This is a genomic window from Actinoplanes sp. NPDC021490, from assembly GCF_055562135.1.
This window is the reverse complement of sequence record NZ_JBVHFW010000005.1, coordinates 442528-458194: the sequence shown is the minus strand read 5'-3', so window position 1 is coordinate 458194 and position 15667 is coordinate 442528. Positions and strand designations below refer to the sequence as shown.

The following is a 15667-nucleotide window of genomic DNA, read 5'->3' as shown; positions in this document are numbered from 1 at the left end:
GATCGCGTCAGAGATAGAGGCCGGTGCCGTCCGGCTCGACCCGGCTGGCCGCCACGGCGTGCACGTCACGCTCGCGGAGCAGCACGTATTCCCGCCCGTGCAACTCGACCTCGGAGCGGTCGTCGGGGTCGAAGAGCACCCGGTCGCCGACCACGATCGAGCGCACGTTCGGACCGACCCCGACCGCCGTGGCCCACGACAGCCGGCGGCCCATCGAGGCGGTCGCGGGGATGACGATGCCGGCGCTGGAGCGGCGCTCGCCCTCGCCGCCGTCCTGCCGCACGAGCACGCGGTCGTGCAGCATGCGGATCGGTAAGCCACTCTCGGTTCGGGTGTCGGCGCTCACGATTGCAGACGGTACGCCGCCCGTCGTGGCGGCCACCCCGGGGGAGCGTACGGAGACTAGGTTGTACCGGTGAGCCGGTTGCAGCGAGTCCGGGACAATTTGAAGCGCGCCTATGAATCGGGGCGGGAGTCCGTGCGTCTCGCCCGCGACGAATCAACTCCCGAACCGGATGCCGAGGTTGATTTCGTCCCACCACCTCCGGAACCCGACGACCTGCACTACTCGACCAACAGCCGAGACGACGCCGAGGTGCCGCACTCGCTGCGGATCTCCGCGGCCTGGGGCTGGCGCCTGATCGTCGTCGGCCTGGTCGGCTGGGCCCTGCTGCGCTTCATCGGCATCATCAGCGTCGTCGTCGTCCCGCTCGCCGTCGCCCTGTTGCTCTCGGCCCTGCTCGGCCCGGCCGTGGGCTGGCTGCGGCGGCTGCGGCTTCCGCCCTCGCTGGCCACGTTCCTTGTGCTGATCTGCGGCCTGGCTGCCGTCGCGGGCACGTTCACGCTGGTCATCAGCCAGTTCCTGGACGGTCTGCCGCAGCTGACCCAGAACGCCACGGCGGGCGTACGCCAGATTCAGGAGTGGGCCAAGACCGGCCCGCTGCACCTGTCGGACGACCAGGTCAACCAGGCCATCGACAACGCGCAGGAGTGGATCAACACACACAGCGCGTCGCTGACCTCGACCGGCATCTCCACCGCGGCCACGGTGTTCGAGGTGCTCACCGGCATGCTCCTGGTGCTCTTCTCGACGTTCTTCTTCCTGCGCGACGGCCGGAAGATCTGGCGTTTCGTCGTACGCCTCTTCCCCGTCAACGCCCGCTGGTCGATCGCCGACGCCGGGGACGCCTCGTGGGCCACGCTCGGCGCCTACGTGCGGGCCACGGTGCTGGTCGCGTTCATCGACGCGGTCGGCATCGGCATCGCCCTGGTGATCCTGGACATCCCGTTCCCGTTCCCGCTGGCCGCGCTGGTCTTCCTGGGCGCGTTCATCCCGATCGTCGGCGCGAGCGTGTCGGGCGCGGTCGCCGTGCTGGTGGCCCTGGTCGACCAGGGCTGGGTGATCGCGCTGATCGTGCTGGGCGCGGTGATCCTGGTGCAGCAGGTCGAGGGGCACATCCTCCAGCCGCTGATCATGGGCCGGGCCGTCGCCATCCACCCGCTGGCCGTGATCATCGGCATCGCGTCGGGCGTCGTGCTGGCCGGCATCATCGGCGCGCTGGTCGCCGTGCCGCTGATCGCCGTCCTCAACACGGGCATCCGCCGTCTGGCCCGCCGCCGTCCCGAAGTCCCCCCAACGGCCGTGGTGGTCAGCGGCGGCATCAGTTGATCAAGAGCTAATTCGATTGTCCGGCCGGTGCGGACCCCGCAGAGTCGCGTTGTGAATCAAGACGATGTGACCCGCGCGGTGGGGCTGGCTCTGGACACGCTCGAGAAGGCGGAAGGGCGTGACTGGCAAACGCCGGCGGGTGACCTGACCTGGACCTGCTGGGAGACCGTCGAGCACACGGCGGACGCCCTTTTCGCGTACGCCGCCCAGCTGTCCCCGGCTAGGCCGTCGGTGACGACCCACGTCCCGTACGGATGGCAGTACCGCCGCGAGGGTGGCCCCGGTCAGACCGTGTTCGTCGACCCGGCCGACGGCCCCGGCGCCCTGCTGCAGGTTCTCGAGTCGTCCGGCAATCTGCTGGCCGCGATCGTCACCACCGTCCCGCCCGACCGGCTGTCCTTCCACAACTACGGTCCTTCCGACCCGAGCGGTTTCGCGGCCATGGGCGTCGTCGAGGTGCTGGTCCACACGCACGACGTGGCCGCGGGGCTCGATCTCGGGTGGAATCCGCCCTCCGACCTCTGCGCCGCCGCGCTCGACCGGCTCTTCCCCGGCACGCCCACCGGCGCCGACCCGTGGGTGGCCCTGCTCTGGTCGACCGGCCGCGCCGACCTGCCCGGCCGGCCCCGGCCCACGTCATGGAAATGGGACGGCCGCCCACGATGATTCGCGGGCGGCCGTCCCCTTGAGACGATGCGGGTCAGGCCGGTGACACGGCCAGCGCGACCTCGTTGACGCCGACCGTGGCGTCGACGACGGCCTCGCCGTTGCCGCTGCGGCTCAGGGCGCGCAGCGTCCACGAGCCGGGCGCCGCGAAGAAGCGGAACACGCCCTCGGGCGAGGAGACCACCTCGGCGGTGAACTCGCCGGACGAGTCGAGCAGCCGCACGTACGCGCCGCCGACCGCCTCACCGTCGGTGTTCTGCACGATGCCGGTGAGCACCGTCTCGCGGTTGAGGTCGACCGAGGCCGGGATGGGAGCCGACTGGTCGGGCGCGGCGCAACCGGCCGCGGTGTTCGACGGAGAAGTCATGGTCACGCCTTTCCGGGCTCGTCGCCGAGGGCGATCGGGACGCCGATGAGCGAGCCGTACTCGGTCCAGGAGCCGTCGTAGTTCTTGACGTTCTGCTGGCCGAGGAGCTCCTTGAGCACGAACCACGTGTGCGAGGAGCGCTCGCCGATCCGGCAGTAGGCGATGGTGTCCTTGCTGCCGTCGAGGCCGGCCTCGCCGTAGATCTTGGACAGCTCGTCGTCGGACTTGAAGGTGCCGTCCTCGTTGGCCGCCTTGCTCCACGGCACGCTGATCGCGGTCGGGATGTGGCCGGCCCGCTGCGACTGCTCCTGCGGCAGGTGGGCCGGGGCGAGCAGGCGACCGGCGAACTCGTCGGGGCTGCGTACGTCGACGAGGTTCTTCACGCCGATGGCCTCGACGACCTCGTCGCGGAAGGCGCGGATCGTCAGGTCGGGCGCGGAGGCCTGGTAGCTGGTCTTCTCGCGGACCGGCACGTCCTTGGTGTACGTGCGGGCGTCGAGCTCCCACTTCTTGCGGCCACCGTCGAGCAGCCGGACCTGGTCGTGGCCGTAGAGCTTGAAGTACCAGTACGCGTAGGCCGCGAACCAGTTGTTGTTGCCGCCGTAGAGGACCACGACGTCGTCGTTGGAGATGCCGCGCTCGGAGAGGAGGGCGGAGAACTGCTCCTGGTTGACGAAGTCACGCCGGACCGGGTCCTGGAGGTCCTGCTTCCAGTCGATCTTGATGGCGCCGGGGATGTGGCCGCCGTCGTAGGCGGTGGTGTCCTCGTCGACCTCGACGAAGACGACGCCCGGGGTGTCGAGGTTCTGCTCGGCCCAGTCGGCCGAGACGAGTGCGGTGTCGCGACTCATCGGTTCACTCCCTTGTCAGGTGAGAGATGGGGGTGAGTCAGCGCACGGAGTTTGCTTGTCGCACCGCGCGCGGGACCCAGTGGAGATGGAAAACGGATCTCGAGCTGTCGTGCGACGGAGCCACGAACCCGGCTGCACTGCCGGTGGGGAGAGAGCTAAGAAATGCTCAGCACAGGTGGCCCCGTCAGATGACGGGGCGACACAGGCAGGCGGCCATGCGGCACAGGTCGACCGCACGCCTCTTGGTGAGCAACGGGCTCATGAGAACGGACCCTACCAGCGGTTCACGTACTGGTAACAGGGTCGACCACGATCCGGGAACATGGCCGGGGTCACAGACCGCCCGCGTTCAGTGACACCTGGTCGGCGCCGGCGGTGAACTGAAGACCCTCCGGCTGGGCCTCGACCTTCTGCACGGCCAGCTTGAGCGGCAGCTCGGGAACCCGCAGGTCGACCGAGAGCTTGCGCACGTACGCGTCGATGAGCGAGCGGATGATCGGCACGTTGGGCAGCTCGGCCGCGGTGACGTTGGAGAAGCGGACCTGCACCACGCCGTCCCGGACGGTGACCGTGGCCGCGCCGGAGACGTTGAACGTCTGGCCCAGCGCCTGCACCGGCGCGCTGCCGATCAGCTTGCCGTCCTTCTCGGCCAGCTTGAGGCCGGGCTGGCCGATCAGCTCGGCCAGCTGGGGGTAGTCGATCGTGCCGGTGCCGGTGACCGTCTGCGCGACGATGTCGCCGGTGCCGCTGCGGATGGTGTCGAGCGGCGCGTTGACGTCGTGGGCGTGCACGTCCAGGTTGGCCACGCGGACCGTCCGGTTGTTGCCGGCCGGTCCGGTCAGGTTGGCCAGCTGGATGCGGATCTCCTGATAGTTGCCGTCGAGCACCTGGGTCAGGAACGGGATGCCCTCGACCGTGACGTCCGGCTTCTCGCTGGTCGCCTTCTGGTCGGCGATCTGCTCGGAGACCCGGTCGCCGATGGTGCGCTCGGCATAGCCCGCCGCGAACCGGTCGAGCGCCACGAGCAGGCCCACAATGATGATCAGGAACACGATGAAGGTGATCAGCAGCCGCCGCCCCCACCGCTTCTTGCGCGGGCGCTCAGTGCCGTAGACCTCGCCGCTCACCGGTCCTCCTGACAGTGCCAGAAACTTGCCGAGAACCGTACATGCCCGCAACGAGCACCTTGCGAAACGGCTACGTCAGGAACCAGTGGCTCAACGCGTACGCCGCCGGGGCGACCAGCGCGAAGGCGCCGAGCGGCCCCTGCATGTGCCGCGCGACCCAGAAGGTCGGCGCGTCGCCGGCCAGCTGACGACCGGCCTGCCCGAAGTTGACCGCGAGGTCGACCAGATGGGCGATCACGACCGCGATCAGGCCGACGATCGCGCCCTTGGCCGGGGTGAACGGGAGGACCAGGAAGCTGCCCAGGGCGGCCCCGGCCAGGGTGCCGAGCATCGCGCCGAGCACGACCCCGGCCACGCCGCGTGGCACCTGCGCGGCGATCCGCGGCTTGGGGAAGACGGCGTCGGCGGCCCGGGCCACGACCAGCGCGACCCCGGCGGCGACGGCGCAGACGATCACGGTCTGGGTGCCGGTCTCCTGCCGGGTGAGGACGATCGGGATCGCGTACGCCACCACGCCGGCCACGATCGCGAGCGTGGTGCGCCAGGAGTCGGTCAGCCGGGCCCGGTCATCGGCCCGGAACAGCTGCCCGATCAGCGCCGCCACGAAGCCGCCCAGGGTCACCCACACCAGCGGCATCAGGGCCGGCCGGGCGCCGGTGACGGCCAGATAGTCGGCCACCAGCGCGACCGCCACGGACACGCCGGCCGTGGTGGCCGCCGCGGGCGGATTGAGGGCCATCACCCAGGCCAGCAGATAGAGCAACTGCACGCCGAAGAGCACGATCGCGTACGGCATCCGCGAGTCGGGCGCCGAGGTGAGGGCGCCCAGCACCAGGCCGACCGACAGCAGACCGGCGAACCCGGCGATGGCCAGCGACAGCTCGCGGCGTACGGGAACCTCTTCGATCTCGTCGAATTCGTCGTCGGTCTCGTCGGTCTCATCCGGGCCCGACGACTCCGGATCCGATTCTGCGTTGTCCCGGAAGCCGGCGGACGACCGCTTGCCGCCGGACCTCGCGATCTCGCGCGAGGCGTCGGCGTCCCAGGACTCTTCCTGCGGCATGGTGGGGAACACGCCTGCGATCGTGCCAGAAGGAACCCGGTCGCCCAATTCTTCGGCGAACGTAAAAGGCTTGTTACGAAACCGCCATTCGTACGCCGGGAGGGCGTTCACTACATCACTCGGTCAAACGATCGAGGCGTTCCTGGTGATGCATCGGTTAAGGTAAGCCCAGCCCACCCGTCGGTGACGCCGGGAAAATGTCCGCCGATGGCGGATTCTGATGAGACGCCATCGAGTCACCCGAGCGGCCTCGTGCCGCAAGGACGGAGGTGAGTGTGGAAATCCTTCTGTTGGTGACGGCACGGGCCGGTGAGCCTTCCGCCGTGCTGCCCGCGCTGGATCTGCTTCCCCACTCCGTACGCACCGCCCCCCGTGATGTCCGCACGCTGGTGTCCGGGCCGAGCCCCGATGCCGTTCTGGTGGACGCCCGTTCCGAGCTCTCCGAGGCCCGCGCCACGTGTCGCATGCTGCACGCGACCGGCATCGGCGTCCCGCTGATGGCGGTGGTGACCGAGGCGGGGCTGATCGCCCTCAACGCCGACTGGGGCGTCGACGACGTCATCCTGGCCAGCGCCGGTCCGGCCGAGGTCGAGGCGCGTCTGCGCCTGGCCGTGGGCCGCCTCAGCAACGCGACCGCCGGCGCCGGCGGCTCGATCCGCGCGGGCGAGCTCAACATCGACCCCGACACGTACGCGGCGAAGCTCAAGGGCCGTCCGCTCGACCTCACCTACAAGGAGTTCGAGCTGCTGAAGTTCCTCGCTCAGCACCCGGGCCGGGTCTTCACCCGCGACCAGCTGCTGCGCGAGGTCTGGGGCTACGACTACTTCGGCGGCACCCGCACGGTCGACGTGCACGTCCGGCGCCTGCGGGCCAAGCTCGGCTCGGAATACGAGTCGATGATCGGCACGGTGCGCCAGGTGGGCTACAAGTTCGTGGTTCCGCCGTCGGGCCGCCAGCTGCCCGACAACGAGCCGGTCTCGCTGCCGGTCTAGATTTGAGGGCATGACGCCTGTTCAGATACTTGATCGGTTGAGTGCCGCCCAAGCGGCCGACGTTCTCGCGTTGGCCGCCGCGGCGGAACAGGCCGACGGCGTCTACCCACTGTCGGAAGACGTGGTGCTTCGTGTGCGCGGCGGGGATTCCCCTGCCGCGCACAAGCATGTTCTGGTCTTTTCCGGCGACGAGACCCTGGCCGGGTACGCGTTTCTGGACGAGGACGGCTCGGGCGAGCTCGTCGTCCATCCCGCCCGCCGCCGGCACGGTTACGGCACCGCCCTGCTGAAGGCGGCCGGTTCGGGGCCGTTGCGGTTCTGGGCACACGGTGACGAGCCCGGTGCGCGCGCCTTCGCGGAAAAGAACGGCTTCGAGCGCGTACGGGTCCTGTGGCAGATGCGTCGCCCGCTCACCGAGCCCCTGCCCGACATCCCGCTCCCGGCCGGTGTCACCGTGCGCGGCTTCCGTCCCGGGGCCGACGAGGACGCCTGGCTCGGCGTCAACTCCCGCGCCTTCGCGCACCACCCCGAGCAGGGCCGCTGGACCCGCGACGACGTCCTGTTGCGCGAGGCCGAGCCCTGGTTCGACCCGGCCGGCTTCCTGCTGGCGGTCGACCCGCAGGACACCATGCTCGGCTTCCACTGGACCAAGGTGCACCCGGCGTCCGGGGCCGACCCGGCGATCGGGGAGATCTACGTGCTCGGCGTCGACCCGGCCGGTCACCGCAAGGGCCTGGGGGCCGCGCTCAGTGTCGCCGGTCTGCGACATCTGGCCGGGAAGGGCCTGACCGTCGCCAACCTCTATGTCGACGAGTCGAACACCGCCGCCGTGGCGCTCTACCGGCGGCTGGGCTTCACCGTTCACAAGGCTGACATCAACTACCAACGGTCATAGTTCGCCGAGGGTGTCGGCCGCCACATCGGGCGAGTCCCACCAGTCACGAATCGGACAAGGACGTGTCTCGAGGCGGTAACTAGTGCCTCCATATAACCGACATTTCCGTCTCTCGTCACTCAGTTCACGCAACGGACAACTCGCCCTCAGGGCAAGGCCATGTTGAGGCGGAAACGTGTTCACTGCGCGTTCATTTAGCCCGGGGAAACCGGCTACCTCTCACTCTTAGCTTCGGTGGTGCCGGTGCGAAGCCGGCATGCACACCATCGAAGGGAACATTGTGAAGCTCCAGCGGTCCGGTTTTCTGGCAGCCGGCATTGCTTTGACCGCGTCGCTCGCGCTCACCGCATGCGGCTCGGACAACGACTCGCCGTCCGGTGACGGCGCCGCCAACTCCGCCGCTGCCGGCAACTGTGTCGCCGGCAGCCTGACGGCTCAGGGTTCGTCGGCGCAGAAGAACGCCATGGACGAGTGGATCAAGACCTACCAGGCCCAGTGCGCCGACGCCAAGGTCGACTACCAGGGCACCGCCTCGGGCGCCGGCATCCAGGCGTTCATCGCGGGCACCGCCGACTTCGCGGGTTCCGACTCCGCCCTCAAGGAGGAGGAGCAGCCCCAGGCCGACGCCAAGTGCCCCGGTGGCGCCGCGCTCAACCTCCCGATGGTCGTGGGCCCGATCTCGGTGGTCTACAACCTCGAGGGTGTTGACGGCCTCCAGCTCGACGCACCCACGCTGGCCAAGATCTTCGACAGCAAGATCACCAAGTGGAACGACCCGGCGATCGCCGCGCAGAACCAGGGCGCCAAGCTCCCGGACAGCGCGATCACGGCCGTGCACCGCTCGGACGAGTCGGGCACCACCGACAACTTCACCAAGTACCTGAGCAAGACCGCCGAGTCCGACTGGACGTACGGCAACGCCAAGGCCTGGAAGGCCAAGGGCGGCACCGGTGCGGCCAAGTCCGACGGCATCGCCACCGCCGTCAAGGGCACCCCGGGCGCCATCTCCTACGTCGAGCTCTCGTACGCCGAGAACAGCGACCTGTCGAAGGCCAAGATTAAGAACGGCGCCGGCGAGTACACCGAGCTGACCGCCGAGAGCGCCGGCAAGGGCATCGAGGGCGCCAAGATCGCGGGCACGGGCAACGACCTGAAGCTCAGCATCGACTACACCGCCACGACCCCGGGTGCCTACCCGATCGTCCTGGTCACCTACGAGATCGCCTGCAGCAAGGGTTCCGCCAAGGCCGCTCCGCTGAAGGCCTTCTTCTCGTACACCTCCAGCACCGGTGGCCAGAAGGCCCTGGGCGACCTGGGCTACGCCCCGCTGCCGGAGTCGATCCGCGGCAAGGTCGAGACCGCGGTCGCCTCGATCTCCTGACCTGACGAACGAATCCCTCCGAGACGACAGCGAGCGAGCAGATGGGTGACAACCCCTCCTCCCGCTCGGAGAACGCCACTGCCGGCGACTCGGGTGTGACTGGACGTCATGCCCGGGGCGCTGGCACCGGTGTTTCGCCGAGTAGTCACGACGAACCCCCATTCGGTGGCGGGGGCGCCCTTCCCCGGAAGACCCGGTTCGGCATGGAAGCCGGCTTCCGGGGCCTGTCCGTGGCGGCGGGCGCGATGGTGCTCGTCATCATCGTCGCCATCGCGATCTTCCTGATCTCCAAGGCCGTGCCGGCCATCCGGGCCGACAACGAGAACTTCCTGACGTTCAACCAGTGGTTCCCGAACGAGACCGAGCCCCGGTTCGGCATCGCGGTTCTCGCCTTCGGCACCTTGCTGACCTCGATCATCGCGCTGCTCGTCGCGGTGCCGATCGCTCTGGGCATCGCCCTGTTCCTGTCGCACTACGCGCCCAAGCGGCTGGCCACCCCGCTGGGCTTCGTGATCGACCTGCTGGCCGCCGTGCCCAGTGTCGTCTTCGGTCTCTGGGGCCGTGACGTCTTCATGGAGCCGGTCCGCGAGTTCTCCGGGTGGCTCAACAAGTACTTCAGCTGGATCCCGATCTTCGGCGGCGACGGACCGTTCGGCCGCTCGGTGCTGCTCGGCAGCCTGGTCCTCTCGATCATGGTGCTGCCGATCGTCACCTCCCTCTCCCGCGAGGTCTTCCGGCAGACCCCGGGCATGAACGAGGAAGCCGCGCTCGCCCTCGGCGCCACGAAGTGGGAAATGATCCGCACCGCGGTTCTGCCGTACGGCAAGCCGGGCGTGATCGCCGCGGTGATGCTGGGCCTCGGTCGCGCCCTCGGCGAGACGATCGCCCTGGCCATGACCCTCGGCATCGTCTTCAACATCTCTTTCAACATCATCGAGAACGGCGGTAACTCGATCGCCGCCAACATCGCCAACTCCTTCGGCGAAGCCAATGAGACCGGCCGCGGTGCTCTCATCGCCTCGGGTCTCGTGCTCTTCGCGATCACCCTGGTGGTCAACATGGCGGCCCGGGCGATCATCTACCGTCGGCGCGAGTTCCGGGACAGTGCAGCATGAGCGTGATGGACGACCGTGAGCTTTCCGGCGTCGTGATGACCCCGGACAACATCCGTTCCAAGAAACTGCCGGTGGCGGTCAACCTCGGCATCGCCGTGGGCGGCCTGGCCCTCGCGGCGGCCGTGGTCTACGGCTTCGGCATCGGCAACTACGTGCTGGTCGTCGTGCTCGGCGTGGTGTTCTATCTGCTCGGCCTGCAGTTCATCGCCGGCCGCATCGAGGGTTCCCGCACCGCGCGCGACCGCATGTGGAAGACGCTCATCTACGCCGCCTGCCTGCTGGCGATCCTCCCGCTGGCCTCGGTGGTGTGGACGCTCGTCTCGAAGGGTGTCGGGCGCCTCGACGGCAACTTCTTCGGCACGTCGATGAACAACATCGGCGCCCGTGACCCCGAGGGCGGCGCCTACCACGCCATCATCGGCACGCTGGAGCAGGTCGGCATCGCCACCCTGATCGCCGTGCCGCTCGGCGTGCTCGGCGCGATCTACCTGGTCGAGTACGGCCGGGGCCGGTTCGCCAACACGGTCCGGTTCTTCGTCGACGTGATGACCGGCATCCCGTCGATCGTCGCCGGTCTGTTCATCCTGTCCTTCTGGGTCCTGATCGTCAGCCCGTGGTTCAACAACGGGACGCCGCGGTTCTCGGGTTTCGCGGCCTCCCTGGCGCTGACCGTGCTGATGCTGCCGACGATCGTGCGGTCCACCGAGGAGATGTTGCGCCTGGTGCCGGGCCCGCTGCGCGAGGGCGCGTACGCGCTCGGCGTGCCCCAGTGGAAGACGATCCTGCAGGTGGTCCTGCCGACCGCGCTGCCCGGCATCGTCACCGGCGTGATGCTCGCCGTGGCTCGGGCGGCCGGCGAGACCGCCCCCGTGCTCCTGGTCGCCGGCGGCGCGGCGTCGATCAACTTCGACCCGTTCTCGGGTGGCCAGCAGTCCCTGGCTCTCTTCGTGTACCAGCAGGCGGGCGACGCCTCCCGGTACGCCCCGGCGCGGGCCTGGACGGCCGCGCTGACCCTGGTCGCGATCGTGCTCGTTCTGACGATCGCCGCCAAGCTGCTCGCCCGCCGCAACAATCTGTCGAAGTAGAGGTAGACCCATGGCCAAGCGCATCGAGGCGACCAACGTCTCCTCCTACTACGGATCGTTCAAGGCGATCGACAGCGTCTCCATGACGGTCGAGCCCAAGACGATCACCGCCCTCATCGGCCCGTCGGGTTGCGGCAAGTCCACCTTCCTGCGGTCGGTCAACCGCATGCACGAGGTGCTGCCGGGCGCCCGCATCGAGGGCTCGCTGACCATCGACGACCAGAACATCTACGACCCGGACGTGGACGTCACCGCGGTCCGGCGCATGATCGGCATGGTCTTCCAGCGGCCCAACCCGTTCCCGACCATGTCGATCTACGAGAACGTGGTGGCCGGCCTCAAGCTCAACGGCGTCAAGAAGAAGTCGGTTCTCGACGACGCCGCCGAGCAGTCGCTCAAGTCGGCGAACCTGTGGAACGAGGTCAAGGACCGCCTGAGCCGGCCCGGCGCCGGTCTCTCCGGTGGTCAGCAGCAGCGTCTCTGCATCGCCCGCACCATCGCGGTCGAGCCCCAGGTCGTGCTGATGGACGAGCCCTGTTCGGCGCTCGACCCGATCTCGACGCTGGCGATCGAGGACCTGATGTTCAAGCTGAAGGACCGCTTCACGATCATCATCGTCACGCACAACATGCAGCAGGCCGCCCGGGTCAGCGACAAGACCGGCTTCTTCTCGATCGACAAGACCGGCGACCCCGGCCGCCTGATCGAGTACGACGACACGCAGAAGATCTTCAGCAACCCGACCGAGAAGAAGACCGAGGATTACATCACCGGTCGCTTCGGCTGACAATGTCCCGCACATCACCCACGGGACCCTGTGGATAAGTCGATTTGCCCGTTCCGCTCGGCGTACTTTCAGGCCAGCCCCCTGGGTGGGTGGGGTAGGGCCGGTGGGCGGCGCTCTACTGCAGGTGCAGCAGGGCGCCGCCGTCTTCCGTCAGTTCCACGCGAGGCATGACGGGCGTCGCGGCATCACGGCGGCTCGCGCCCGCGACCACCTCCGCCATCCCGGCGTACGGGGTGAGCGAGTCGATCACCGAGCGGGTCGGTGGCAGCATCGCCAGCCCGGCCGTGCCCGCCGCCGTGACCCACGTGGTGTCCTCGCTCTCGCCGGACACGTCGCGCGGCGCCTGACCCTCGGGCAGCAGCGACACGAAGAACCATGTGTCGTAGCGCTTGGGCTCGAACTCCGGGGTGACCCAGCGCGCCCACGGGAACAGCAGGTCGTCGCGCATCCGGAGGCCGCGACGGCGCAGCAGTTCACTCAGGGTCAGCTCGCGGGCCAGCACCGCGGCCCGGTCGGCCTCCCAGTCGTCGGTGCCGACCTCGGCGATCGTCCGGTCCGGTTGCTCGACCGGACCGGCGAGCAACACCCCGGTCTCTTCGAAGAGCTCCCGTACGGCCGCGCCGACCACCGCGGCCGCCCGCTTCTCGTCCACGCCCAGCCGGGCCGGCCAGTCGCCGCGGATCGTCGACGGGCGGTCGTCCGGATCGACACCGCCGCCAGGGAAGGCGTACAGACCGCCGAACGCCATCGTGGTCGCGCGCCTCAGCACGTACAGCTGGAAGCTCTCGCCCGAGGGGCGCAGAAGCACGACCGTGGCCGCGTCGCGTACGGGCGCCGGTGTCCCGTTGAACTCGCGGGCTCGCTTGATCAGGGCTGGGGGGAGCCGCAGGGGCGTGGAATCGGTCACCTGACGATCCTGACACCGGGGCGGCGCCGGACGATACCGTAAGGATCATGACCGATCAGAAGGTTCGCTGGGGCATTCTCGGTCCCGGCGGGATCGCCGCCTCGTTCGCCGCCGACCTGCAGCACGTGCCGGGGGCTGAGCTCGCCGCCGTCGGCTCCCGCCGCCAGGAGACCGCCACCGAGTTCGCCCAGCGGTTCGGCTTCGCCCGGGCCCACGGCTCGTACGCGGATCTGGCCGCCGACCCCGGCGTCGACGTCGTCTACATCGCCACCCCGCACGCGTTCCACGCCGAGGCCGCGCACCTGTGCGTCGCGGCGGGCAAATCCGTGCTGGTCGAGAAGCCGATCACCCTCGACCTGCCGGAAGCGGCCCGGCTCGTGGCCGCCGCCCGCGACAAGGGCGTGTTCCTCATGGAGGCCATGTGGATGCGCCTCAACCCGGCCATCCGCAAGATCGCCGAGCTGGTCGAGGGTGGCGCGATCGGCTGGGTCAGCGCCATCCACGCCGACTTCGGCCTGCAGGGCCCGTTCGAGCCCGACCACCGTCTGCGCGACCCCAAGCTGGGCGGCGGCGCGCTGCTCGACCTCGGCGTCTACCCGATCAACTTCGCCCACCTGATCATGGGGGCGCCCACGTCGGTGCAGGCCTGGGCGCATCTCACCCCTGAGCGGGTCGACGAGAACACCGGCATCCTGCTGGGCTGGGAGCCCGGCGCGGTCGGGGCGCTGACCTGCAGCATCAACGGCCAGAGCCGCAACAACGCGACGATCACCGGCACCGACGGCCGGATCGAGCTGCCCGAGGGCTTCTTCGTGCCGCGTTCGTTCGTGCTGCACCGGCCGGGTCAGGAGCCCGAGACGCACGAGTTCGACTTCCCGGGCAGCGGCTATCAGTTCGAGGCGGCCGAGGTGCAGCGCTGCCTGCTCGCCGGCGAGCTGGAGAGCCCGCTGATGCCGCACTCGACGACCCTCGAGATCATGACGTTGCTGGACACGATCCGCGAGGAGATCGGGGTCGCCTACTAGGGCGTGCCGCCCCCGTTCTCAGTTGAAGAGGGGGCGGCAGGCGAAGTAGGCCAGGCAGGCGATCAGGCCGGCCGCCGGGAAGGTCGTGACCCAGGCGATCACGATGTTGCCGGCCACGTTCCAGCGCACCGCGTTCAGGCGCTTGGTCGCGCCCACGCCCATGATCGCCGAGGTGATCGTGTGGGTGGTCGAGATCGGGGCGTGCAGGACGTACGCGTTGAAGAAGAGCACCGAGCTGGCCACCGTCTCGGCCGCGAAGCCCTCGGCCGGGCCCAGGTCGATGATCTTGCGGCCGAGCGTACGGATGATCCGCCATCCGCCGGAGTAGGTGCCGGCGGCCAGCATCGTCGCGGTCGTGATGTAGACCCACCACGGGATGTGGGTCGGGCTGTCCTGGAAGCCGCCCGTGTAGAGCGCCAGCACCACGATGCCCATCGTCTTGGCCGCGTCCTGGATGCCGTGACCCAGCGACATCAGCGCGGCCGAGGCGGTCTGGGCCATCCGGAAGCCGCGGTTCAGCCGGCCGGGATTGCCGCGGCGGAAGGTCCACATGACCACGACCATGACGATGAAACCGATGAGGAAGCCGACCAGCGGCGACGCGACCATCGGGATCAGGACCTTCGCGATGATCGTGTCCCACTGGACCGTGCCCAGCGACGACGCGACCAGCGTGGCGCCGACCAGGCCGCCGAACAGCGCGTGCGACGAGCTCGAGGGCAGGCCGAAATACCAGGTGACCAGGTTCCAGACGATCGCGCCGACCACGCCGGCGAAGACCACGGCGAGGCTGGGCACGCCCAGCTTGAGCTCGACCAGGCCGTCGCCGACCGTCTTGGCGACCTCGCCGCCCAGGTGCGCGCCCACGAAGTTGCCGACGGCGGCCATGGCCAGCGCCACCCGCGGGGTCAGGGCGCGGGTGCTGATGCTGGTCGCGATGGCGTTGGCGGCGTCGTGGAAGCCGTTGGTGTAGTCGAAGATCATCGCGGCCACAACCACCGCGAGGACCGCCAGGAGTTCGGGCGACAAGGCCTAGGACTCCTTGACCGCGATGGTCTCGACGGTGTTCGCCACGTGCTCGAACGCGTCGCAGGCGGCCTCCAGTTCGTCGGCCACCTCTTTCATCTTGAGCACGGTGAGCGCGTCGTACTCGCCGGAGAACAACCGGACCAGCAGCATCCGGTACGAGCGGTCGCCCTCGTTCTCGAGCCGGTTGATCTCGATCCAGTACTCGTCGAGATCCTTCATGCTGCGCAGCTTGGGCATCGCGTCCGCGGTGATCTTGGCCTGCTGGTCCAGCACGTCGACCAGCTCGTGCATCTCGCGCGGCAGCGACGGCAGCTCGGTCAGCCCGTACAGGTAGAGCAGGTTGCCGACCGCCTCGAGGTGGTCCATCACGTCGTCGAGCTGCGAGCCCAGCGAATAGATGTCCTCACGGTCGAACGGTGTGATGAACGTAGAGTTGATCTTCTTGTAGAGATCATGGGTGATCTGGTCACTGTCGTGCTCGACGTCGGTCAGCCGGTCGCTCACCGACTGGACGTCGACCCCGGGCAGCGCCAGCTCGTTGAGCAGAGCCGTGCCCTTCACGAGGTTGTTCGCGGCCTGCGTGAACAGGTCGTAGAAGGCGCCCTCGACGGGGCGGAAAGAAAACTTCACGTCACGAACCTCGATCGGCGGGCATGGGGTGATCACCAGGAATGCTAAGGCCTCTCCTGGTTCACCCGTCGTTCGCCC

At 68.8% G+C, this 15667-nt stretch carries 18 protein-coding genes; 9 read left to right on the top strand and 9 right to left on the bottom strand.

Annotated elements, in window-relative coordinates; translation table 11 throughout:
- Positions 1–7: 7 nt before the first annotated feature.
- Positions 8–304 (bottom strand): GroES family chaperonin, encoded by a 297-nt coding sequence (locus tag ACZ3I4_RS17090; RefSeq protein WP_133876913.1) that lies wholly within the window; start codon positions 302–304, stop codon positions 8–10.
- A gap of 111 nt (positions 305–415) precedes the next feature.
- Between ACZ3I4_RS17090 and ACZ3I4_RS17085 the strand changes: the two genes are divergently transcribed.
- Together ACZ3I4_RS17085 and ACZ3I4_RS17080 are read left to right on the top strand one after the other, a co-directional pair.
- Complete coding sequence (locus ACZ3I4_RS17085; protein WP_465382865.1) at positions 416–1669, top strand: AI-2E family transporter; 1254 nt, start codon at positions 416–418, stop codon at positions 1667–1669.
- A gap of 51 nt (positions 1670–1720) precedes the next feature.
- Positions 1721–2335 (top strand): maleylpyruvate isomerase N-terminal domain-containing protein, encoded by a 615-nt coding sequence (locus ACZ3I4_RS17080; RefSeq protein WP_465382864.1) that lies wholly within the window; start codon positions 1721–1723, stop codon positions 2333–2335.
- A gap of 34 nt (positions 2336–2369) precedes the next feature.
- Here ACZ3I4_RS17080 and ACZ3I4_RS17075 read toward each other — a convergent pair whose 3' ends face one another.
- The 5 genes from ACZ3I4_RS17075 to ACZ3I4_RS17055 all read right to left on the bottom strand — a co-directional run bounded on the left by ACZ3I4_RS17075 (position 2370) and on the right by ACZ3I4_RS17055 (position 5755).
- The gene (locus ACZ3I4_RS17075; RefSeq protein ID WP_465382863.1) at positions 2370–2702 is read right to left on the bottom strand and encodes a DUF1416 domain-containing protein; all 333 of its coding nucleotides are present in this window, start codon (positions 2700–2702) and stop codon (positions 2370–2372) included.
- A 2-nt stretch (positions 2703–2704) separates the two neighbouring features.
- A complete protein-coding gene (locus ACZ3I4_RS17070) occupies positions 2705–3553 on the bottom strand; it encodes a sulfurtransferase (RefSeq protein WP_465382862.1) in 849 nt (282 codons plus the stop codon).
- 184 nt (positions 3554–3737) lie between these two features.
- Positions 3738–3815 carry an Ms5788A family Cys-rich leader peptide gene (locus ACZ3I4_RS17065; RefSeq protein ID WP_322112171.1) on the bottom strand — a complete coding sequence of 26 codons (78 nt, stop codon included), beginning with the start codon at positions 3813–3815 and terminating at the stop codon, positions 3738–3740.
- 70 nt (positions 3816–3885) lie between these two features.
- A complete protein-coding gene (locus ACZ3I4_RS17060) occupies positions 3886–4680 on the bottom strand; it encodes an LmeA family phospholipid-binding protein (RefSeq protein WP_465382861.1) in 795 nt (264 codons plus the stop codon).
- A gap of 70 nt (positions 4681–4750) precedes the next feature.
- The gene (locus ACZ3I4_RS17055; RefSeq protein WP_465382860.1) at positions 4751–5755 is read right to left on the bottom strand and encodes a hypothetical protein; all 1005 of its coding nucleotides are present in this window, start codon (positions 5753–5755) and stop codon (positions 4751–4753) included.
- A 257-nt stretch (positions 5756–6012) separates the two neighbouring features.
- Here ACZ3I4_RS17055 and ACZ3I4_RS17050 point away from each other — a divergent pair, with 257 nt between their 5' ends.
- From ACZ3I4_RS17050 to pstB, 6 genes are all read left to right on the top strand, one after another.
- A complete protein-coding gene (locus tag ACZ3I4_RS17050; protein WP_203377276.1) occupies positions 6013–6735 on the top strand; it encodes a winged helix-turn-helix transcriptional regulator in 723 nt (240 codons plus the stop codon).
- 10 nt (positions 6736–6745) lie between these two features.
- The gene (gene mshD / locus ACZ3I4_RS17045) at positions 6746–7630 is read left to right on the top strand and encodes a mycothiol synthase (RefSeq protein WP_465382859.1); all 885 of its coding nucleotides are present in this window, start codon (positions 6746–6748) and stop codon (positions 7628–7630) included.
- Between the two features lie 280 nt (positions 7631–7910).
- Positions 7911–9011: a phosphate ABC transporter substrate-binding protein PstS gene (pstS, locus tag ACZ3I4_RS17040; protein ID WP_465383021.1), complete on the top strand. Its 1101-nt coding sequence runs from the start codon at positions 7911–7913 to the stop codon at positions 9009–9011.
- 41 nt (positions 9012–9052) lie between these two features.
- The gene (pstC, locus tag ACZ3I4_RS17035; protein ID WP_465382858.1) at positions 9053–10126 is read left to right on the top strand and encodes a phosphate ABC transporter permease subunit PstC; all 1074 of its coding nucleotides are present in this window, start codon (positions 9053–9055) and stop codon (positions 10124–10126) included.
- 35 nt (positions 10127–10161) lie between these two features.
- The gene (pstA, locus tag ACZ3I4_RS17030; protein WP_465383020.1) at positions 10162–11211 is read left to right on the top strand and encodes a phosphate ABC transporter permease PstA; all 1050 of its coding nucleotides are present in this window, start codon (positions 10162–10164) and stop codon (positions 11209–11211) included.
- Between the two features lie 10 nt (positions 11212–11221).
- Positions 11222–11998: a phosphate ABC transporter ATP-binding protein PstB gene (gene pstB, locus ACZ3I4_RS17025; RefSeq protein WP_465382857.1), complete on the top strand. Its 777-nt coding sequence runs from the start codon at positions 11222–11224 to the stop codon at positions 11996–11998.
- A gap of 115 nt (positions 11999–12113) precedes the next feature.
- Here pstB and ACZ3I4_RS17020 read toward each other — a convergent pair whose 3' ends face one another.
- A complete protein-coding gene (locus ACZ3I4_RS17020; protein WP_465382856.1) occupies positions 12114–12905 on the bottom strand; it encodes an NUDIX hydrolase in 792 nt (263 codons plus the stop codon).
- 47 nt (positions 12906–12952) lie between these two features.
- Here ACZ3I4_RS17020 and ACZ3I4_RS17015 point away from each other — a divergent pair, with 47 nt between their 5' ends.
- Positions 12953–13930 carry a Gfo/Idh/MocA family protein gene (locus ACZ3I4_RS17015; protein WP_465382855.1) on the top strand — a complete coding sequence of 326 codons (978 nt, stop codon included), beginning with the start codon at positions 12953–12955 and terminating at the stop codon, positions 13928–13930.
- 18 nt (positions 13931–13948) lie between these two features.
- On the opposite strand, the gene ACZ3I4_RS17010 is transcribed toward ACZ3I4_RS17015, so the two are convergent.
- Together ACZ3I4_RS17010 and ACZ3I4_RS17005 are read right to left on the bottom strand one after the other, a co-directional pair.
- Positions 13949–14959 (bottom strand): inorganic phosphate transporter, encoded by a 1011-nt coding sequence (locus ACZ3I4_RS17010; RefSeq protein WP_465382854.1) that lies wholly within the window; start codon positions 14957–14959, stop codon positions 13949–13951.
- A 3-nt stretch (positions 14960–14962) separates the two neighbouring features.
- Positions 14963–15589 (bottom strand): DUF47 domain-containing protein, encoded by a 627-nt coding sequence (locus tag ACZ3I4_RS17005; RefSeq protein WP_465382853.1) that lies wholly within the window; start codon positions 15587–15589, stop codon positions 14963–14965.
- Between the last annotated feature and the right edge of the window lie 78 nt (positions 15590–15667).